The following is a 21,702-nucleotide window of genomic DNA, read 5'->3' on the forward strand; positions in this document are numbered from 1 at the left end:
ACGAGATACAGCCCTTCGTCAGTGTTTTCCATAAGAGAACTAACTTTCATTAAAGGCACGAAGTATGGCCCAAGCTAACATCGTATCGGACACGACAGGGCGCAGCTCCACTTCCGTTAATTGCTCTATAACGTTTGAATGATACTTGATATTGTCCCAGTTCGTTATAATTAATGGTTTACTATGGGGATTTGTAGATTGTTGTTGCCACTGCTGAAGCATGGATAACAAGTGGTTCGATTCGGCATCGGTATGCATTTGGATACAGGCAGCAAGGTTTGTGAGCGTTGGCACAGACGATTCTACTGCGGCAGTTTCTGAAATAAGGTTTAGCCGTTCCAACTGCTCGACAGCGAGATGGTGAATCTGATGATCTTTGCAGTACAGCGCTAACGCTTCCGAATTATCAAGCATACTTCCGGTCAGTACAATCGCTTCAAAGGCGTAAGCACGCAGCGCGGCCACAAATGAGGTCAAGGCATATTGCTGTTCAAAAGGCTCGTTCCACAGCAGGGCGATGTAAGGCTTTCCATCATCAGCACGCTGCTCACGAAAGCGGTGATGCAGAATCGCAGCTTCGGCTACAGCAGCTACCCGAATTCTCTCCTTCTCTGTAGAAAATGTTCGGCATACATCATCGTGGGCAGACTGCCATAGGCGCTCTCTCGCTTCAACAGGCATCTGAATAAGGGTGTCCATTCCTTCGTACCAATCCTGTACGGTATTTGCAACTTTCCATCCCGTAACCTGATGTGTAACCGAACGGTAAGGCAAGGCGTCCGAATAGATGCCTATCGTGCCTGCCGCTGTATATTCTAAATATTTAATTGGACATTTTCCCGATTTAGCACGGGTGGAATCATCGAGCGGCGCAATCCCCAGATCAATGTCAATATTCATAAGTCGATTTAAATATTCGTAATAACTATACGTAAAAGGTACGTAGCTGACAGGTGATGACAGGGCAGGGAACGAATGCGGGTTCATTCCCCAAAATACAAATTCAATCTGATCCCCGTACTTTTGTGACAAGCGCTGAAAAGCTTCCCACAGTTGGGTGAATTCGTCGGTTCTTGAATTTCCGCCCGTATATCCAATTCGGAATGGCCGTGTGCCATTATTTCTAATAAACGGACGTTGCAAGTAACTCCCCGGAATGTTGGTGCTCAGTGTCAGAACACGGGGGTTATGGGGTCGGATGCTGTCAGCTGTAATATCCGAATAGGCCACACAGATGTCCGCTTCCTGCAAATGAATTAATAGTTGATTATAATAGTTTTCTCCTGGAGCCAAATAATGAAATTCAGGACTGACTTGATATAAGTGTAAAAAGTCATCGTCCATCATATAAACGACGGGCTTGCCTATTTGTTGGGCGGCATAATGCTGCAAGACGGAGAAGTCGTAACATGCACGATGGAGCACAACAAGATCCGAATCTCTCATATACGAAGTATCTATTTGATGAAGCGGCACATAAAAGGATTGGAAGAGTGGGTTAGCAATGCGATTAAAATGTTGGAACGTAATGTCTACCGACGGATCATAATGCATTTTACTGACGACAATGGAACGTTTACGGGTTAAAGAAAGTTCACGCTTGATAAGCGTGTTGTTGTGCAATGGCTGCAAGTCGGTAAAATCGGCCTCCCCTAACCCCTTATTGTCGTGCCCGCTGTTCCCATATATAGAGGCTGCGTGTCGTAGCTTTGCAAGTGCTGCAAGGGTGTCCGCCGTTTGTTTGTTCCATAACTGGATGTGTTCCTGCTCCATTCGATTTTTGCAGGTGGAGGAAAGGGCATCTGCCCACGGTGACAAATGATCCACTTCGGCATGGAGCCAGTTGTGTGGCAGCAGTACCTTCTCTCGATATAAGCCGTTAAAGATACGATAAGCTAGCAAATCATACGGGGCGATTTCCCCAATTGCGTTATCCTGCCCGATCGAGACTTGGCTCACGATGACATCTACATCATAAAATGGGACAAGTTGGGACCAACGCTGCCAAAGCATCCAATCGCACACCCTTCGCATGACGACATGGGTATCGTACAAGCCATACCTTTCGAAGCATTCCCTAGAGTGGAGAACGCTATTGTTAGCTATGAAGTTGGCATCCATAAGCCGACTAGAACCTGCGGCAAAGTTGCCTCCTATGATTCGGCTGTCAGGTGGAAAGGCTTGTGCCTTACCGTATACGAGTGCAGGAGATTCAACTTTTCGGATATGTTTTAAGAGAACATCAAGTAGTATGGGCTTCCAGACGTCATCGTCAAATTGATAAGCGATATATGGGGCTCTTGCCAGCATCAGCCCTTCATTTACCCGGACGGCGGGCAGACCGGAGTTGTAGGCATGCCGTATATGAATGATACGATGATCTATTCTTTGGAATTCACGAATCGTATCCAAGCTGCCATCACGAGAGCCGTCATCTATGATGATCAGCTCCCAGTTGGCAAACGTTTGGGCGCGCACGCTGTTGATGGCGCGGCTTAATAAGCCGGATTGATTGCGACAATAAGTGGGCATGATGATGCTTACTTCAGGCGCTTCAATTAGACGATGCGGGTATATGATGTGCTGGTCGCGCATAAATAATGAAGCATCCGTCATGAATCCCGCCCCTCCCTGCGCCTTTTCGACGCAAAGCACACCATACGAATGAGTGCGGAGGAGCCTTTTGCCACTGGATGGCGATACGAGGAATCATGTACATACCCACAGTTCATGTAAATACGAATGGCACGTGTGTTGGTCACTTTTACAAATAGCTCAATCGATTGCAGTCCGAGTGTATTTAAGCCAAATTGAGTCACGGCTTTAACAATTTCTTCACCATATGATTGGCCTTGCGATTCCGAATCCCCGATAAGGACGCGACCGAATTCGGCTTTACGTTTAAACGTATTGATACGGTAGAGTGCAGCCGTGCCAATCGGTTTCTCTTTATCTAGTCTGACAGCGATAAACATCATATCGCTATCATTCGTGCGGTAACGCTCATACCAATTAAAATGTTGTTCAGGTTCGATGAGTTGGTCGTCTTGAAACCAGATTCGAATATGCTCTTGATTGCGCCATGAGCGGACCTGATCTAGGTCATGCTCGGTTAAAGGGCGAAGCAGCAGTCGCGGACTCAAAATTCGGTATGAATGATCCATCTTCATATCCGCTCCTTCCCCTAGAGATTGTTTACATACTGCTTGATCACATTTGTGATGGTTTGTATATCTGCATAGGTCATTCGCAGATGTAAAGGAAGTGAAATAATCCGGTCTGACATGGATTCTGCGATCGGGCACTGGCCTCGTGCATGTCGGTACATGCGATAGGCCGTATTTATTCGATAATGCACGCCAGGAAAAATGCCATTTTCGTTTAATAAGGCAAGCAACTCGTTACGGGCAGGAGCGCTAATCATAAACAAATGACGACTGCTATCGCAATCCGGTGCTACCGGTATAACCGAAATGGCAGGTCCCACGTCAGCCAAAGCCTGCTCATACCAGGTGCACAATTGTTTGCGGTACGCGTTATCTTGATCGAGATAACGGAGCTGAACTAGACCGATTGCAGCCATAATCGAATTGCCATGATATTTGTAGCCAACGTGCTCTACGTCGTACAACCATCTGTATTGGCCTTCAGCATTTGTACGGGTATACGTATCCTTATTGATGCCAAGCCAAGACAGCTTACGTACAAGGTGATCCTGTGCCGCTTCATGAAAACACACCATACCGCCATCAGCGGTAGGTAAATTTTTTACCGCCTGAAACGAATAGACGACGGCGTCTGCTTCTTTTCCAGGTATACAACCATGCAAACGAGTCCCGGCCATATGCGCTGCATCCAAAATGAGTGCAAGACCATGCTGCTTGCACAGCTCTACGACTCGTTCATATTGACCTGTGTTGCCACTCATGCCTACAAATAAGACCGCCCGAGTTTTGGGTGTTATGCGCTTCACCATATCATCAGGGTCCAAGCATAAGTAATGATCAACATCCGCAAACACAGGCTTTAAAGCATGATAGCGTATGGTATGATTTGTCGAAACAAAAGTTAGCGGCGTCGTAATGATTTCATCGCCTTTTTTCCATCCCTTAGTCATTTTTAGCACTTCTACCGCCAATGAAAGCCCCGCAGTAGCGGAATGGAGGAAATGGGCGTGTTGGAATCCAGTATATTCTTTCCACCGTTCCTCAAATTCGATCGTTTTGTAACCTAGTCCCGTCCATCCTTTTTCCAAACAATCGCGAATCTCGGCAAGGCATTCATCGACACGATAGGTAGGGACGAACAATGGAATGTTCATTGTAATCACTTCCGTTCTATCATATTCAATCCGTACGAATGAAGCTGCTCTGGTTTACCATATAAAGTTGGAAAAAGAAATGCTTTTTGGCTGGAAGCCAGTAGGGACTGGCACGGGCAGCAGCGAATTGGTGGAGCGATCCAATATACTTACCGTACTGCCTGAGGACCAGTTGTTCACAATATATACTTCACTGCCATCAGGAGTGACTGCAAGTGCTTCTGGAGGTCCACCAGTCATCGTCACATTACGATAAAGGGCAGGCTTTGCAGGGCTGTTCACATTCAGGCTTACTAGGTCCGAGCTGTTAGATGAGGCTACGTACAATACGGCATCGTCAGGGGAAAGCGCGATTCGATAAGGAATTAATCCTGCGGAAGAAGGAATGCCGAGTAACGGGATAGGTGTTAGCAACGTGTTGGTATACCCGTTAATGACCTGAATTTCACCTGGCAATCCTTGCGCGGCGACATAGACATACTTGCCATTTGAGCTTGCGGCAAGATGGACAGGTGCACTTGCATTTGGAACTCCAGGCAGCAAGGGGATCGTCGTGATCACCGTATTCGTTATCGTATCAATGACAGAGATCGTGCCATCATCTTTATTGGCGACGTACAATCTTTCGGTGGCGGGAACAAATTGTAACGCTACAGCATTGTCTCCGACTGTAATAGGGGAGCCTGGGCGCTGTGTATTGGTTGTAATATCAAACACCGTTACATAGCTGTTTGGCGAATTGTTGTTTAAGGCAAATACACGGATCGCATATGGTTCATCGGTGTCTATGGCAATGCTTTCCTTCCCAATTGGCAGTAACCCTAGCTGTCTTGTATCCGTTAAGATGAGGGAATCATTTAAACTATTGCTGTTTGCCGTAAAGGCATAAATGCTGAAGTAAGGCAATGCGACATCAACCGGCATGGAGTTAAGGGGTAGCTGAATGAGACCGCCTACTTGTTGTTTGGTGACTTGATCAAGGACGAGCAGTGTGTCATCCCCGCTATTGACGATATAAGCGTATTTTGGCATGGAACTGATTAATGGGATCGTAAGGGAGCCAACTGGCTGGTTTACAGCATTGTTAAACGTGATGACGCGACGCAGCAGCTCTGCCTCATTATTGTTGGCACTGATTTTGACACCAAAAAAGGCAGTAGCAGTTGGCATATTTTTAATTAAATAAGTGGAGGCTCCATTCCCAAAAGGGCTTAACGTGATGATTTGTGAACCATAAATGGTAGGTGTCTGCGCCCCTGGCGTGTCGGTAAAAGCATAAAAGCGGACTATACAGGTCACCGTCAAGTTGGACATGTTCGTTAAAGTTACATCGACAGAAGCCACATTGTTGCTTGGCCGGTTATCATGCGGGCCATATTCGTAAACAAACATGGTTGGAATCTCCTCCTCTTTGTAGCTGCATTTCTCTATGACCACTATATGAATCAGCCGTAAATTCTACTTGGACCATAATACTAGAGTGATAGAAAGGGGCGCTGTCCATTGGGTATTGGGGCTTACAATTCCGCATATAAATAGTAGTCACCAACTGCAAATAAGGAGAGGAGAGAGTAATGTGAGCAATGGGGCGATACCGTATACGATTCAAAGAGGGGATACATACCTGCGCATTTGCTTGCGTTATGGTATTCATCTGCCTGCTTTATTGGCCATAAATCCACATATTCGAGTAGAAGAGCACGCTATTGCTGGTCAACTTCTATATATTCCACAGCGGCCAACTAACATATATGTGGTGCAGCATGAAGAAAGCTTCTATGAGATAGCTTCTCGCTTTCGAGTTCCTGCACAGTGGCTGGCCAATGCCAATCCGACAGTAAATCCGCGCAGACTTCATGGGGGACAGAGCCTCGTTATACCGTACTGGACAGATGAACGAGATGTGCGCAAGCATGCGGAGTATGGACCTGCTCAATTGGCTGATGATATTCAACGGTTGCTGCAACGTTATCCTTTTATAGAAAGTGAACAGATTGGGACGAGCGTAATGGGGAAGCCCATCGTTGCTTTAGGTATAGGTACAGGGCCTTTTCGTGTGCACGCGAATGGAGCGGTGCATGCTAATGAATGGATAACGTCAGCGCTGCTGATGCAATTTGTAGAGGATTACGCGTTGCATTATGAGCGGTGCGCATCTTGGCAAGGATGGGACCCGCATGGTGCATACAACAGAACTGCGCTCTGGATTGTACCGATGGTCAATCCAGACGGCGTGGAGCTTGTTCAGGAGGGCATCACCTATCAGCATCCGTATGCCGCGCAATTGGCCGACTGGAATGTGTATGGCAAACAATTTTCGTTATGGAAAGCGAACATTCGGGGGGTTGATTTAAATGATCAATTTCCAGCGTATTGGGACGAGGAGAAAGAGCGGCGGCAAGTAGATGGACCTTCGCCTATGAATTACAGCGGAGAAGCACCGCTTTGTGAACCAGAGGCGGAGGCGCTTGCTCAATTTACACTGCGTGAGTCATTTGAGCTTGCGTTATCATTTCACTCGCAGGGGCAAGAAATTTATTGGAACTATCGGGACTTTGAACCCGATGTTTCAGAAGCGTGGGCTAGAACATTTGAATTGGCCAGCGGTTATCGCGCAGTGAAGTTGTCTGGCAGTGATGCAGGCTTTAAAGACTGGTTTATTCAGACGTTCCGTAAGCCAGGTTTTACAGTAGAGATTGGTATGGGTGTTAATCCGCTCCCTTTGCAGCAATTTGAGCGGTTATATGTTGAAGTAAGTGCAATTATGCGGGCAGCACTAAACGGAATGCCAGCTCAAGAATGGAGGGCGACCGCGGCCAAACAGTCCGAGTTATTAGGGTGAGCAACTTGGTTGAGCATTGGTTCTTACGCAGGAGTCCATATCGCGATTAACGGGATGTGACAAATGAAATGGCATACACTATGCTAAGAGCATAAGGAGGTGTGTGTCATGTCTGCAAAGCGACTAAACCAGCCATCATCATCGCGGCCACCTAAGCGTACATGGGGCAGACTATGGTTTCTATTCCGTTCTGCTCCGGCACTGCTTGGCTCGCGACATGTACCGATTAAGCTTAAAATTTTTTTTGTAGGAGCCATATTCTTATATTGGATTTTGCCCGACTTGATGCCATTTATGCCGATTGATGACGTCGTATTTACGATGGTGCTGATTCCTTGGTTTGCCAAACAAGCTAAAAAATATGAGCCTCCTCATGGCCAGTCGTCATAGGGAAAAGCAAGGGATATGGTTGCTTAACTTTTAGAGTTCCCTTACAATAGAGTTGCTCGCAAGAGTGAACATAATGGGAATAAATCGGAGTGACATAAGATGAGTAACGATATACGTATTTGTGATAAATGCCGCCATATTAAGATGAAATCGTTCCTTCCAAAAGTGAAAAAGCTTGACCCTGAAGCAGAAATTAAAATTGGCTGCAAGTCTTATTGTGGCCACTGCACGAAGCGAGTGTTTATTTATGTGAATGGCCGTTATATTACAGCGCCTACGGAAGATGAGGCGATCGAGAAAGCGAAGCCATTTATCAAATAGAGGAATGAATGCATAATTGCAGGATCGGCATCACATCCTAACAACGATCATAAACAGCTTATGAAACGCTGTTTAGACCGAGGAGGTAAAGGACGATGTCGAAGTACGATTCAAGCTTACAGTCGCAGAATCCAATTTCTCAGGCGCAAAATGCAGTGGAAACAGCACATCACGCGATTTCGCAAGCGATGTCACATCCGTCTGATCAGGCAGTAGTTCAAGCGGAGCATGCTTTAGAGCGGGCAGATCGTGCTGTGACGCAGGCGGGCGACAGTGCGAATCAGCAGGCCGTGGAATTTGCGGAGGAACTGCTTGGAGAAGAGCATGGACGTCTACAATCGTTGCTTGAGAGTGAGCAGTGGAAGAATCATAAGTAAGGCACATTATAAGGTTGTTAAACCGTGGAATTATCCCCTAGGTAAGCAGTGAACATGGAGCTCATGGCGGCATACATGTGACACTGTTGAGCCCAATGGGGATTTTTTTGATGCTGCGCTGGTTTACGATTTCTTAACTTGACCTTCATCTATATGCAACATATATTTATTACAAATGTATGGAATAAGAACAAATGTTAGGCGGATGTTCATGTTAAACGCAGATGAACGAAAGTGGATCGTAAAAATATGCAAAATGTATTACTTCGAATCGATGACCCAAGAGAAAATAGCTGCAAAATTCGGAATATCGCGCCCTGCCGTCTCCAAGCTGCTGCAAAGGGCACGTGACGAGGCGATTGTAGAAATTGTCATTCATGACGATACACTGGAAACGACTGATTTGGAAAATGAGTTGGAGACCGCGTTTGATCTGAAGCAGGTGTTAGTTGTGCCCACAAAAGATTTGAAAGAGGACTTCGTATACAGCACTGTCGGCAAGGCGGCTGCTAGTTTTATTTTACGAACGATGAAACAAGTCGAGCGGATCGGTGTATCGTGGGGGACGACACTTTATCATATCGTAAAAGAGTTTCCTTTTGAGAAAAGAGAGGGGCTCAAAGTTGTTCCACTGGTAGGGGGTATGGGGAATGACAATACAGAAATTCACTCCAACCAAATCGCGTATGAGCTGTCCAAAAAGCTGGGCGGAAAATGTGAATCACTTTACGCGCCTGCCGTCGTCGAAACGGAGGACCTCCGCAACAAACTCATCGAGCTGCCCCACATCGCTGCTGTGCTGGAAGAAGGTCAGCAAATTGATATCGCTTTAGTTGGTATTGGCAATCCATTTGCTTGTTCAACGATGCAACAGATTGGCTATTTGAATCAAGAAGTGCTTCAGGATCTGAAGCAGTTAAATGCCGTAGCAGATATTAATTCCCGCTTTATTAACCAAGACGGCGATCTTTGTGATCATCCGATTCACAATAAGGTTATCGGCATGGAGTTGGAGCAGCTAAAAGCGGTAAAACTGGTCATTGGCATTGCAATGGGTGTACATAAGGTCGATAGTATTTGGGCTGCTCTGAAAGGGAAGTATGTGCACGTGCTTATTACCGACGAATTGACGGCGTCAGCGCTTGTTAACCGTTTGAAAGAGACACGGTAATTGTGCTATGCAAGGTGTATTTCTACATGAAGATACAGGTTGAACATCCAAAAGCCCTATGATCGTGATCCCTTAGTAGAGTAAAGGTTCGTTCATAGGGTGTTGCTTGTTTGTGTGAAGTCGTTATGGCAGCAATCCGACAAGCTTTAGTCCATAGGCAATTCCATCTTGACTTACGTCCTTTGTAATATAACGTGCGGCTTCCTTGACGGAATCAGGCGAGTTGCCCATAGCTATACTATGACCAACATAGGAGAACATTTCCAAGTCGTTCAAATTGTCACCGAATGCGTACACGTCCTCCTTGGCAAAGCCGAGTTGCTTAATATATCGTTTAATCCCCTGGGCTTTAGAGCCGCCAGCTGGCAGTACATCCATAGCAGCAGGATGCCAGCGGACAAATTGTAGCTGCGTAAATCGCTGTCTGTATTCCCATTCCTCTTCTTCCGTACAAAATAGCATCGACTGATAAATGGGACGTTCTTTATAATATTCAGGGTCACATACAGGATGCTTGTATTGCAGGGAACCGATTCCAGCTTCGATGTGAGCGTGAAAAGGGGTGCTGCTGCGCATCACCTGATGATCCAAATAGACGAGTGGATGACCGACTTGCAAAGTATGTGCTGACAAGGAGTCCAGCACATCTGTCGGTATAGGCTGCTCGTAGATGACGTTGTTATCCAGCATTACGTATTGTCCGTTAAAGCAAACAAAGGAGTGAATGTTGAGTTCATCTTGTAATGCTTTTAGCATAAAAGGAGAGCGGCCAGTAGCAAAGGCGACTTCATGTCCGGCATCTTTTAACGCGAGCACTGCTTCCTTGGCGGAAGCGGGCAGTTGTTTGTGATGATCAAGCAGCGTTCCATCTATATCAAAAAAAATCATACGTTTTGGCTTTGTCATGTGTACACCTCGATGCGATTGTAATTGAAGCTAATTAAGTAAGATCATCTCTTAATAAGTTAAGGGATACTGTCGAATGCAATTGGAATGGCTGAGGAGAGGATATTTCCCATACGCCGTCCTCGGTTTCTATATGATAATGAAATTCTTTCCCCTGAAATTGCACGTTGGTTACCTTTCCTGAAATCCCTGGCACATGAGAAGCGCTTAGCTGGAATTGGTCAGGTCGGACGGGATACTTTCCGCATGCCTTAAAGTAATCTGCAACTTGGCTGCCCTCCCATTGAATCCTTCCATCCGTATAAAGAGGGGTAAACTGATCGTGGTTCCAATTTCCACGCACCAGATTAGCTTTGGACACAAATTGGGCGACAAACTCCGTCTGTGGGCGCAAATAAATATCTTGTGGAGTTCCAACCTGCTCAATATGTCCGTCCTTCATGACGATAATGCGATCCGCCATAGCTAATGCTTCGCCTTGATCGTGTGTCACATATACGATTGCTGTTCCAGTTTGACGGTGAATGGACTGAATCTCCTTGCGCATGTCCATTCGAAGCATCGCATCCAGACTGCTTAAAGGCTCGTCCATCAACAGCAGAGACGGCTCGGCTGCAATCGCTCTTGCAATGGCTACGCGCTGCTTCTGGCCGCCGGACAACTCATGGGGCATACGGGTACTGTGCTTGGACAAGCCAACCATTTGCAGCACATTTGTAATACGTTCCTGTTCCTTTTCACGAATCGCAGCCGGAGTCTCCTTATGGTGTCGGATCGGAAAGCGGACATGTTCAGTCACATTCATGTGCGGCCATAAGGCAAACGCTTGGAACACCATGCCGATGCGGCGTTTTTCAGGCGGCAGGTTGAAGCTTGCGCTTGCTACTAACGTTTGGTTCATATGAATTTCTCCGGCAGTTGGCTGCTCAAACCCCGCCAACATACGCAGCAGGGTCGTTTTTCCACAGCCAGAAGGTCCCAGAATAGCAACAAACTCGCCAGTGGCGATGTTGAGATTCAACGTATTCAGTGCTTGGAAATGACCAAATCTCTTGCTGACTTCGACGATTTGAATACTCATTGTGGCTGAACTCCTTTTTTGGATTGAAGCTTTTGAATGAAATGTAAAATGGCCATACCTGCAACAATAACGATTACGATCAAGCTGGACAAAGCGGTAGAATACAGTGTACTGCCGGCTTGCTCGAAGCTGAAAATGGTAACTCCGATCGTTTGTGAGCCTGAAGACCAAAGCAGGGCGGACACGGTAAGTTCCGTCAGAGCCGTCAAAAATACTAGAAAAGCTCCGCTAAGCAGTGCTGGCAGCAGTAGTGGCAGCAAAATAGATATCCATTTACGCCACGTGCCGGCCCCAAAAATATGGGCTGCTTCTTCCATTGAAGTGTCAATTTGAGTAAATGCTGTGATGCCTGCTCGTACTTGAAGAATGAGGAATCGACATACATAGGCGATAAATAAAATACGAATCGTGCCGTAAATCCCCGGATTCCAGCCTGGAATCGGTTCCATCCAGGTTAAGATCATACATAAGCCGAACACGATGCCAGGCAGCGTGTAAGGGAGAGCAACCGCAAGCTCAGCCGACTTTGTCATCCAAGAAGGCTTTCTTACTCGAACGTAGGCTAGCAGCGATCCTAGCAGCAAACAAATGATCGTTGTTGACACCGAGAGAAGGAGGCTGTTTTGAATCGATTCCCATACTTTCGGATTGTCAAACAAAATGAATGCATAATTCGATAAGGTCAAATTAGCGGCTTGGAACGGTAAGCCGTACGCTTTTTTTAACGAGATAGCGACCATTGAGACTAACGGTACAATGGTGATGACAATCAGGAACGTCCATATGCCTGCTGAAACCCATCTCCGATGCTTTCCTAGTGTATAACGCGGACTGTGATCGATGACAACCGTGTCAACCGCTCTAATTTTGCGAACGGAAAGCCATTGCAGAAGTGTGCCAATGATCGCAAATAGCCCCAACAGGACGGATAAAGCTGCGCCGCGAGCAAATGCGGACGGACCAAACCCGATAATTTCCTCATAAATGAGCGTGCTCAAGACAGATATATGAGCAGGGATGCCGAGAAAGGCAGGGATGCCGAAGTTGTCCAGCGATGCCAAAAAGACGAGTAATCCCCCAGCAGTTAGCCCAGGCAAGGCCAAAGGCAGCGTAACAAGTGTGAACGTTTTCCATCTCCCGGCTCCACTTGCGCGTGTAGCCCATTCCAAATCACGTGGAATTTTTTTGAGCACATCAACAGTTAGCAAGTAGACGAGAGGAAAATGGTGAATTCCCATTACAAAAATAATGCCCCCATAGCTGTACATGCTCCAAGGTGTGGCATCGGGATGAAACAGGCGCAGAAATTGAGCTGCCAGCCCTTGGCTGCCCATAAAGGAAGACCAAGATAAGGTAAGTACGTATGACGGCAAAATAAAGGATAGCAGCATCGCCATATGCAGCGCTTTCTTATGCAGCAGATCGGTATAAGCCATTAACCAAGCGGCTGCTACACCTAATATAATCGATACGACGGAGGAGCCTACTACGATAATGAACGTATCTATTAACGTGCTCCACAGTCGATCCTGACGCAGCATTTCCGTGTAGTGCTGTAACGAGAATCCGCCAGTACCTTGTACACTCAAATAAATGAGCTTGCCTATAGGCAACACAAACAATAAAAACAAGAAGATCAGCAGCAGCAGCCCGATTATTCGTTTTGTGAGTAGTCCGGGTAAGGAGGGGAGAGCCTTTTTACCCGTCAGTTCTCCCCTGGCAGCATTAATTGTTTTCGATTCCATCATGATGTGTACGCTCCGTCAATTATTGTCCAAACACCTCAGTAAATTGTTTCTTATCCGCATCACGAGCTTCCGTCAGCGTAGATATATCTGAGGATAACACGTTGAACTCGCTCAGCCCTTTTAATCCTGCCGGAGCAGCAACACCTTCACGAATCGGTGTGTACCCGATGTCGGCAGATACTTTTTGACCGTCCTCGGACAGTACAAAATCGACGAATGCTTTTGCAGCGGCTTCGTTAGCTGTATTTTTTAAGATGCCGATTGGTTCCGTAATTACTGGTACACCTTCTGTAGGATAGACCAGTTCCACAGGGGACCCTTTTGCTTTCTCACGGGCAACGAGGAAATCTACCACCATCCCGTAAGATTTTTCTCCACTGGATACGGCGTTCAGCACGGCGCCGTTCCCTTTAACGACCGTTGTGTTATTGGACTTTAAGCCTTTAAAGAAATCCCAGCCGAAGCTGTCCGTACGGCTAAGTACGCCTACATTATAGGCAGCAGCACCTGAGTAAAGCGGGTTGGGCATAATGGCGGCATCTTTGCTTTCGGGCGCCGTCAGTACTTGCCAGGAGCTAGGTATCGTTTTTACCTTTTGTGTATTTACAGCCAGAACCGTTGCCATCACTTTTGTACCTGCATACATCCCATCTTTATCTACAAGGTTGTCTGGAATTTTTGACAATTCCGGTGATTTATACGTTAACAGCAAATCCTGTTTCTTTAGTCCTTCAAATGTGACCGCATCAGCCAGCAAGAGCACATCAGCTTGGACTTTACCTGCCTGCTGCTCCGCCTGTATTTTGGCGGTTACTTCCTCGGTTCCAGAACGAAAGCTTTCGACCGCGACATCAGGATACTTTTGATTAAAAGCGGCAATCAGCTTTGTCACATCGCCCTCTGGCTGTGAGGTGTAGAAAGATAGCTTTCCAGATACGGCGGAAGACGTCTCCGACTTGGAGTCTGACTGTTGTGCGCCCGTGGAGCAGCCGCTGAAAATTAATAAAGCCGATAAACTGAACAGAACAAGTCCTTTTTTTAACAACATAATTCTCTCCCTACGTTAAGTTATGGATTAGATCTATACATGCAAGATAGCATTATAAAGTTTCCTACTATTATATAAAGCATTTGTATAATGACTGTTAACAGGACAGAAAGTATCGATTAACTGCCTCTGCAACACCGTCTTCCTCATTGCTGGCCGTGATCACATTAGCGGCTTGTTTGGCCGACTTACTGCCATTTTCCATCGCAATGCCAAGTGCTGCCCACTGAAGCATATCGATATCATTGTCGTAGTCACCGATCGCTACAGCTTCAGAAGGTGCAACACCGAGCGTGCGACTGACGACATCTAAGGCTGACTTCTTGCTCACGCCTGCTGCATTCATATCGAAGCGTCTCTGACCGGTTTTTGTGAGCGTTAACTCCTGCCACGACTCAAGCTCTTTGTACAATTCGTCTAGCAGCTGCGGGTTTTCGCTGATCATCGTCGCTTTATAAATGGGAACCTCATTTGTTTGGACAAAGTGATGCAGATTCCCAACCGCCCTGACTTGAATCCTGTCGGCTTGCTCCTTATAGTGCGCATAAGCAAGCGGCTTTCGAGGATCAATGACGACATTAGCCAACGGCCATCGCACATTCATCGCGTTTATTTCCCGTACGAAAAGTTGGTGATAACTATAAAAGTGTACATAGATGCCTGCTTGCTCTGCTAATTCGGCAATTCGCTGGGCGGCAGCGGGTACAATAGGGTACCCGTGAGTAAGTTCACCTGTGTTTGCATCCAGAATAACAGCACCGTTAAAGGCAATTAATGGACAAGTCATGCCGATGTGTTGGCCATGAAGCCAGACCGAAGCAGGAAACCGGCCTGAAGCGATCGTTACGTTCACCCCCTTTCTAATGAGGCTTTGTAACGTTTGTTGAACGACGGGGGTTACAACTTTGTTTCGATTTAATAATGTGCCGTCCATGTCCAGTGCTAGTAATCGATACATAGCGTGTCTCCATTTCACATGTGATGTCATATTGTGTAGCTGCTTATAGCGTCTGGCAGGAAGACCGGTCCTCGGTAAACGGAGCTTGCCGTTTGCCTCATATGTAACAAATTGCCGTCACATGGTAAATGCACAAGCACAAGCTTTTTTACGCCTGCTTTTTCGGCAATCGTTGCGGCTTCCGCTGCATTCATATGGCCTTGTCCTGTTGTATGCGTACTTCCTTCGCACACGGTGGCTTCACATAGCAGCATATCGGCATCCTTTGCCAGCTTCACCAGCGACTCACAATAGGCGGTGTCACCGGAGTAGACGAGCACCTTGCCTTTGTAGGTAATTTTGACTGCAAAACAAGTAATCGTGTGCTCCACAGGTGCAAACTCGATGTCCGCGCCTGCAAGACGGAGCTTTAACGTGGAATCGATTTGTGTGACGTCTGTATGCGGGCCAAACAGCGTTCCGAATATGTCGGCTGGTTGTTCAGGAGCAAACAGCTGCAATTTGTGCTGCATCCGATTGTTGCGGATAGCGCCAAGGGCGGCGTATTGCAACACGCCGATGTCTGCCATGTGATCATAGTGCACATGGGACAATATGACGCCAGACAGCTGTTCCACTGTCGCATGGTGCGACAAGCGGCTCATCACTCCGCTGCCACAGTCCAGCAAAATATGGCCTTCTTCTGTAGTAACCAAGTAACCGGACGTGGCACCACCAGCCAAGGGATACCCTCCCCAGTACCCCAGAATCGATACTTTCATGTCTTCACCTCGATGATCTGCTTCAATCGCTTAACATTTGTTCACATCACATACATTTGTAATAAATATAGGTGTTGGGGGTAGGAGGGTCAAGTTAAGTTCATGTAAATGGATGCTGCTTACAATACGTTTACATTCGGCTTACATTCCGCTTACAGCTTGCTTACATTGCGTTTACATTTCATTTGCATCATACTAATTTGAGGTCGTTTCCGTTCACTTTACAGCACTTTAATAAAGGAATGAGGAGAGAGCAGCGTATACAAAAAAAGTGGTTGAGCGTCTGCTCAACCACAAAAGTGTTCGTACGGTGACTATACGAGGTTATGAAAATTGTTAGATGACTAGTAGTTATATGTTTACTTATTGGCTGCCTTCTTGCGTCCAATATAATCCTGCGTAATGACAAGATCGGACACGGTGAGACGTTTCATCGCCTCATCATGCAGAGGTTTGCACGGAGCGACGTCTCCTGGCTCGCCTGCCGCATAGTTGTAGCAGGTGCCATGCTCGAATATACCGTCTGCCGAAGGTACATAGAATATCGATCCGTTCGTATAGGAACCGTTGCGCAGCACAATTAAATGTTCACCAGCAGCTTGAATATGGCTGCCCATATAGTGCTTATCTGCTGGCGTAATACCTAGCCAATGCATAATCGTAGGCGAGAGATCTAGCTGACCAGTTACAGTGTCATACGTTCCAGCTTCTTCCCCATCTGGCAAGTGTACGATCAATGGCACTTGATTTTTCATTTCAAGCATCTGGAAGTCGCTTACAGGGTGACCAAGCAGCTTTTCTAGCGGCTCACGATCAGGAATAGAATTGTCATGATCACCGTAGAACATCAAAATACTGTTGTCCCACAGTCCATTTTTCTTTAGATCCGCAATCAATTCGCCCATAGCTGCATCCACATAATGAACAGCTTCGAGATAGTCGCCAAATATCGTATCCTTATATGGCGCTACATCAAGCTTCTGTACGCTTGCTGGCAGTTTATAAGGATGGTGGCTCGTTAATGTGATCATAAAGCTATAGAATGGCTGCTTTTCCTTGGCCATCCGCTCAACTGATTGGCGGAAGAACGACTTGTCCCCTACGGACCAGCCAAGTGGCTCGTCAACAGTGTAATCCTTACGGCTCATAAAGAAGTCATAACCTAATTGATTATACACAATATAACGGTTCCAGAAGCCAGCGTCATAAGCATGATAAGCGCCTGTTGTATAGCCGTTATCCTGCAAAATGCTCGGCATCGCATCATACGTATGATTGGGATAACGAATAAATACAGAGCCCGTCGGCAGCGGATGCAAGCTCGTTTGTACCCCAAAATCCGCATCAGATGTACGCCCTTGTCCTGTCTGATGGAAGAAGCGGTTATAATACATGCTTTCTTTAAGCAGTGCATTTAAGTTAGGTGTTAACTCTTGTCCATTAAAGCGTTTGCCGATGACGAAGTTTTCAAAGGCTTCAGCCTGCACGATAATGACATTTTTACCTTTGTATTTACCAAAAGTAGAGGCAGGTCCACTAAGCATAGGCTTATGTGCTGTAAACCATTGCCCGACAAGCTCTTCATCCTCAGAACTAATTGAATTGGAAGAGAACCAATTCTCACGTGCATAACGATAAATATCATAGCCATGAAAGCCGTATAATCCTGTGATGTTATAAAGGGAAGCATTCCACCAGTTGCCAGAAAATACACCTTTAGCCCAAGTGGTTGTGGCCTGCTGAATGGGTACAAATAACAATACAGCACCTAAAATGAGACTCATTACGCCATTTAGCAGGCGAATCCACCTACGACGAGGGCCACTAGTGTTAAGGGTGGAAGCCCGTGCTGCTTTGCGTGCTTGTTTCAAGGTACGTGTCTGCCAGATTGCTAACGGGATGAAGATCAGCCAGTCCAAAAATAGCTTATAGTCTTTCCAAGAAATTAAGGATGCGATGCTATCCCCTAATGCGCTGACCTGAAAAGCCTGCATAAGCACAGGAACCGTTATAAAATCCTGAAAATAACGAAAATAAACAAGATCCGAAAATAGCAGGATCGTCAGCAGGATGTTCAAAATGAGTAAAGACAAGGGGCGCCAATGCTTGGGCAGCCACCATGTCCAGCCACCAATGACAAACAGTGCACCTAATGTAACACTGAAGTCGCTTAAATCAAATGCCATATTAGGAATGCTTAACGTCTTGTTCAGCCAGTAACATTTCCAGCACATGACGGCTATAAAGAAAGCAAAAGTAAATCCGTTTACGGTCAGCAGCTTCGACCATTTCCGTCCTGATCCAGATGAATGAATAGGGCTGCTCGTTATCGATTGCATCTTACGATCCTTTCTGCAGCGTCACATTAGGCTTCCTCGTGATGCCGACGTGGTGGTAATGGTCCGAAATATTGATAAAATTGACATTCGATATTCCCGTTGAATAGCTTGCGACGCTTGTCCGCAGGGCGACCGAAATAATGCTCAAACTGACGACTTGGCGTAATGACAAACATCGACCAAGTAGGTAACGTTTTCATCATAAAGCCCATCTGACGGTTTAAGCGTTCGACTTCTTCTTTCTCAAGCAGTCGTTCTCCGTAAGGAGGGTTAGTAATCATTACACCGTACTCGCCTTCTGGTCTTGCTTTGGCAAGCGGTGCAACTTTAAATTCAATCTCTTGACCAAAACCTGCACTTTTGGCTGCCGCTTTAGCAAGTTCAATCGCCTCCGGATCAATGTCGGAGCCATACAGCTGCAGCTCGATATCGTCCTTGACGGCGTCAAAGGCCTCATCTCGAGCTTGCTCCCAATCTTCCTCAGGGATACATGGCCATGCTTCAGAAGGGAAAGAGCGGCGCAAGCCTGGCGCAACATTCCAGCCGATCATAGCAGCTTCGATCAGCAAGGTGCCTGAACCGCAGCACGGATCATAGAGCGGTCGCGTCGGATTCCAGCGTGATAACAAAACAAGCGCTGCGGCCATCGTTTCTTTGAGTGGAGCTTTGCCGATCAGCTTGCGATAACCACGCTTATGCAAGCTCGGACCTGTCGTATCGAGCACCAGTGTTGCCATATCATTATGGAGAATCACTTCGATTCGGTAATAAGCACCTGTTTCTTCAAACCATTCCGTGTGATAATGTTCTTTTAACTGCTCTACAATTGCTTTCTTTACGATGCCTTGACAAGCAGGCACACTCGACAGTTGTGATTTAAGTGAACGTCCTTCCACAGGAAATTCTCCGTCTGCTGGAATCCATTCGTGCCAATTGACTGCTTTTGTGCCTTGAAATAAATCTTCAAACGTACGGGCGGGGAATTCAGCCATCTTGACCAGGATACGATCAGCTGTGCGCAGCCATAGATTGGTGCGGCATATATCGATTGGACCGCCTTTGAAATTCACTTTTCCGTTCTCGACTTGAACGTCCTCGTAGCCTAGATCACGCAATTCACGTGCCGCGATCGCTTCTAGCCCCATAGGAGTCGTTGCAATAAGAGACCAAGGTTGATTCATCCCTGATGTTCACTCCGTTCTCATTCACGTTGCTTTTGGAATTGTTAATAAGATGTTAACTTGTGTTCACATGGGAACCATCATATCATAATTGAAGGAGGTTGTGAAAAAAATGACCATGCAAAACGTAGAGACCTATTTAGATGGATTATATGCAGAAGATGCAGAATTAACTCGAATTCAACGTTCTATTGTACATAATGGAATGCCTGCGATATCAGTTGCTGAAAGTTACGGAAGATTGCTGACTATGTTAGCGAAAATGTCAGGGGCGGAGCATGCGCTCGAGATTGGCGCGCTTGGTGGATATAGCGGTCTGTGCATATTACGTGGCTTAACGGCTTCAGGCAAGCTTGTTTCGTTAGAACTAAAGGAAGAATACGCGGCGCTCGCACAGCAGAACTTAACGATGGCCGGATTTGGCGAGCGTGTGGAATATCGCATTGGCGAAGCTATACATGCGTTAGAAGCGTTAGAAGCTGAAGGGCGCAAGTTTGACTTTTTCTTTATTGATGCAGATAAAGAAAACTATCCGAATTATTTGGAATACGCTATTCGATTGGCAAGACCAGGGGCTATTATTGCAGCAGACAATTTGATGCTGCGTGGCCGTACGCTGAATTTAGAGAAGCAAGGCCCCTCTGTACTGGCAATGCGCCATTTTAATGAACAAATGGCGCAAGATGAGCGGCTGCTGAGTACGATGCTGCCTGCTTATGACGGTCTAGCGATTGCGATCGTACGTTAATAACAGGCGTGGCAGTACACAATGGAATGTAAACAATTCTCATCTCCCGTTTTTTGCAGCTTGTGTTATAATGGGACATATTTTTGAGGCAAGAGCTTAGACTAGTAGAGCATAGCTTAGACGGAGGCAGAGACAGCATGAAAAATGAGCAATGGACTTCGAAGATTGGATTTATATTAGCGTCAGCAGGATCTGCTATTGGGCTTGGGGCAATTTGGAAATTTCCGAATGTCGTAGCTACGAGCGGAGGCGGCGCTTTTTTTCTTGTGTTTCTAATATTCACGTTAGGTATCGGGCTGCCACTGCTACTTGCGGAGTTTGTTATCGGTCGCAGTACAGGCAAAGAAGCGGTTTCTGCTTATAAAGACTTAGCGCCAAAAAGCCGGTGGCATTGGATTGGATACTTGGGGATGGCTACATGTTCCATCTTGTTATCCTTTTATAGTGTAGTAGGTGGTTGGATTGTCCTTTATTTTATAAAAGCTATGACAGGTCAATTGCTGCATCAGGGTGAGGATTACGGTGTTCTGTTCCAAATGACGACCAGCAACCCGTATACAGCTGTACTATCTCAGGCCGGTTTTATGCTGCTTACGATTGTTATCGTTGCTAAAGGTGTAAAGGGCGGTATAGAGAAGGCAAGCCGTATTATGATGCCAGGACTGTTTATTATATTTGTTATTCTTATGATCAGATCGTTAACGCTGCCAGGAATGGGAGCAGGACTTACTTATTTTTTAAAGCCGGACTTTAGCCAGTTGACCTCGGAAGCGGTGCTGTATGCGTTGGGGCAATCTTTCTTTTGCCTAAGTGTAGGTGGCTCGTGCATGGTAACCTATAGCTCTTACTTAGGTAAACATGATCCATTAGGAAAACCGGCATTGTCCATCGTAGGGTTAAATGTAATGACGTCCTTAATGGCCGGCATCGCGATTTTTCCGGCATTGTTTGCTTTAGGTATGAAGCCTGCGGACGGACCCGGGCTGTTATTTATTACATTGCCAGCGATGTTTGAGAAGCTGCCGTACGGCACACTGTTTATCGCGATATTTTTAGCGTTGTTCCTGTTTGCAACGTTGACCTCAGCCTTTTCGCTGCTTGAGATTGTAGTGGCTGCGTTTGCACATGGAGATCCAACACGTCGGCGTCACATGTGCTGGCTGTTCGGCATTATTATTTTCCTGCTGGGCGTGCCTTCTGCTTTGTCATTTGGCATGGAACAACTGACCTTGATGGGCAAAACTGTATTTGAATGGGCAGATTTTGCCGTAACGAATGTGATGCTGCCCCTTGGGGTGCTGTTCATCTCTGTTTTTGTCGGTTATCGTTATCCGAAGGAACGTTTGCAAACAGAGTGGTCAAGTATCGCTCCAGCATGGCGCACAGGCTTACATGTATACTTGTTTATGCTGCGGATTGTGCTGCCGATTATCGTAATAATTGTGTTTTTGAACGGGATGAAGTGGCTGCCTTTGTGATCGTTTGGGTGACCAGTAGGGAGCTATGGCAG

At 46.4% G+C, this 21,702-nt stretch carries 19 protein-coding genes; 7 read left to right on the plus strand and 12 right to left on the minus strand.

The features are described 5' to 3' along the window. Positions 1 to 39 precede the first annotated feature (39 nt). Genes H509_RS0117870 through H509_RS0117885 form a run of 4 tightly spaced genes read right to left on the minus strand, consistent with a single transcriptional unit; the run spans position 40 to position 5,713 of the window. A complete protein-coding gene (locus H509_RS0117870) occupies positions 40 to 2,616 on the minus strand; it encodes a glycosyltransferase (RefSeq protein ID WP_028546294.1) in 2,577 nt (858 codons plus the stop codon). Beyond that, a complete protein-coding gene (locus H509_RS26870; RefSeq protein WP_169450943.1) occupies positions 2,613 to 3,164 on the minus strand; it encodes a GNAT family N-acetyltransferase in 552 nt (183 codons plus the stop codon). The genes H509_RS0117870 and H509_RS26870 overlap by 4 nt, the downstream gene beginning before the upstream one ends. Positions 3,165 to 3,184: 20 nt before the next feature. Continuing rightward, complete coding sequence (locus H509_RS0117880) at positions 3,185 to 4,321, minus strand: DegT/DnrJ/EryC1/StrS family aminotransferase (RefSeq protein ID WP_028546295.1); 1,137 nt, start codon at positions 4,319 to 4,321, stop codon at positions 3,185 to 3,187. Between the two features lie 54 nt (positions 4,322 to 4,375). Beyond that, on the minus strand, positions 4,376 to 5,713 hold the full coding sequence (locus H509_RS0117885; RefSeq protein WP_028546296.1) for a YncE family protein: 1,338 nt from the start codon (positions 5,711 to 5,713) through the stop codon (positions 4,376 to 4,378). 184 nt (positions 5,714 to 5,897) lie between these two features. On the opposite strand from H509_RS0117885, the gene H509_RS25780 reads away from it, so the two are divergent. The 5 genes from H509_RS25780 (at position 5,898) to H509_RS0117910 (ending at position 9,422) form a co-directional block, all read left to right on the plus strand. Beyond that, a complete protein-coding gene (locus H509_RS25780; protein ID WP_245596139.1) occupies positions 5,898 to 7,163 on the plus strand; it encodes a M14 family metallopeptidase in 1,266 nt (421 codons plus the stop codon). A gap of 108 nt (positions 7,164 to 7,271) precedes the next feature. Further along, positions 7,272 to 7,553, plus strand: coding sequence for a hypothetical protein (locus tag H509_RS0117895; RefSeq protein WP_028546297.1), 282 nt, complete (start codon positions 7,272 to 7,274; stop codon positions 7,551 to 7,553). A gap of 99 nt (positions 7,554 to 7,652) precedes the next feature. Beyond that, positions 7,653 to 7,874 (plus strand): YuzB family protein, encoded by a 222-nt coding sequence (locus H509_RS0117900; protein WP_028546298.1) that lies wholly within the window; start codon positions 7,653 to 7,655, stop codon positions 7,872 to 7,874. Between the two features lie 95 nt (positions 7,875 to 7,969). After that, positions 7,970 to 8,251: a hypothetical protein gene (locus H509_RS0117905; protein WP_028546299.1), complete on the plus strand. Its 282-nt coding sequence runs from the start codon at positions 7,970 to 7,972 to the stop codon at positions 8,249 to 8,251. A gap of 211 nt (positions 8,252 to 8,462) precedes the next feature. Beyond that, the gene (locus H509_RS0117910) at positions 8,463 to 9,422 is read left to right on the plus strand and encodes a sugar-binding transcriptional regulator (RefSeq protein ID WP_028546300.1); all 960 of its coding nucleotides are present in this window, start codon (positions 8,463 to 8,465) and stop codon (positions 9,420 to 9,422) included. A gap of 123 nt (positions 9,423 to 9,545) precedes the next feature. Here the strand turns inward: H509_RS0117910 and H509_RS0117915 are convergent, their stop codons facing one another. From H509_RS0117915 to H509_RS0117950, 8 genes are all read right to left on the minus strand, one after another. Further along, the gene (locus tag H509_RS0117915) at positions 9,546 to 10,328 is read right to left on the minus strand and encodes a Cof-type HAD-IIB family hydrolase (RefSeq protein WP_028546301.1); all 783 of its coding nucleotides are present in this window, start codon (positions 10,326 to 10,328) and stop codon (positions 9,546 to 9,548) included. Positions 10,329 to 10,362: 34 nt separating this feature from the next. After that, a complete protein-coding gene (locus tag H509_RS0117920) occupies positions 10,363 to 11,409 on the minus strand; it encodes an ABC transporter ATP-binding protein (protein WP_028546302.1) in 1,047 nt (348 codons plus the stop codon). Further along, complete coding sequence (locus H509_RS25785; protein ID WP_084159252.1) at positions 11,406 to 13,157, minus strand: ABC transporter permease; 1,752 nt, start codon at positions 13,155 to 13,157, stop codon at positions 11,406 to 11,408. The genes H509_RS0117920 and H509_RS25785 overlap by 4 nt, the downstream gene beginning before the upstream one ends. A gap of 19 nt (positions 13,158 to 13,176) precedes the next feature. Then, on the minus strand, positions 13,177 to 14,208 hold the full coding sequence (locus H509_RS0117930) for an ABC transporter substrate-binding protein (RefSeq protein ID WP_028546303.1): 1,032 nt from the start codon (positions 14,206 to 14,208) through the stop codon (positions 13,177 to 13,179). A 94-nt stretch (positions 14,209 to 14,302) separates the two neighbouring features. After that, entirely contained in the window at positions 14,303 to 15,163 is an 861-nt protein-coding gene (locus H509_RS0117935) for a Cof-type HAD-IIB family hydrolase (RefSeq protein WP_028546304.1), read from the minus strand. A 26-nt stretch (positions 15,164 to 15,189) separates the two neighbouring features. Further along, positions 15,190 to 15,924, minus strand: a complete 735-nt coding sequence (locus H509_RS0117940; RefSeq protein ID WP_028546305.1) for an MBL fold metallo-hydrolase — start codon at positions 15,922 to 15,924, stop codon at positions 15,190 to 15,192. Positions 15,925 to 16,283: 359 nt separating this feature from the next. Beyond that, the gene (locus tag H509_RS0117945) at positions 16,284 to 18,263 is read right to left on the minus strand and encodes an LTA synthase family protein (protein ID WP_051287312.1); all 1,980 of its coding nucleotides are present in this window, start codon (positions 18,261 to 18,263) and stop codon (positions 16,284 to 16,286) included. A gap of 26 nt (positions 18,264 to 18,289) precedes the next feature. Continuing rightward, positions 18,290 to 19,444: a THUMP domain-containing class I SAM-dependent RNA methyltransferase gene (locus H509_RS0117950; RefSeq protein WP_028546307.1), complete on the minus strand. Its 1,155-nt coding sequence runs from the start codon at positions 19,442 to 19,444 to the stop codon at positions 18,290 to 18,292. 91 nt (positions 19,445 to 19,535) lie between these two features. Between H509_RS0117950 and H509_RS0117955 the strand changes: the two genes are divergently transcribed. Together H509_RS0117955 and H509_RS0117960 are read left to right on the plus strand one after the other, a co-directional pair. Further along, a complete protein-coding gene (locus tag H509_RS0117955) occupies positions 19,536 to 20,192 on the plus strand; it encodes an O-methyltransferase (RefSeq protein WP_281169752.1) in 657 nt (218 codons plus the stop codon). A 137-nt stretch (positions 20,193 to 20,329) separates the two neighbouring features. Continuing rightward, positions 20,330 to 21,670 carry a sodium-dependent transporter gene (locus H509_RS0117960; RefSeq protein ID WP_028546309.1) on the plus strand — a complete coding sequence of 447 codons (1,341 nt, stop codon included), beginning with the start codon at positions 20,330 to 20,332 and terminating at the stop codon, positions 21,668 to 21,670. Positions 21,671 to 21,702 lie beyond the last annotated feature (32 nt).

The sequence above is a fragment of the Paenibacillus taiwanensis DSM 18679 genome (assembly GCF_000425125.1).
In the GTDB taxonomy this organism is placed as follows: domain Bacteria; phylum Bacillota; class Bacilli; order Paenibacillales; family Paenibacillaceae; genus Paenibacillus_B; species Paenibacillus_B taiwanensis.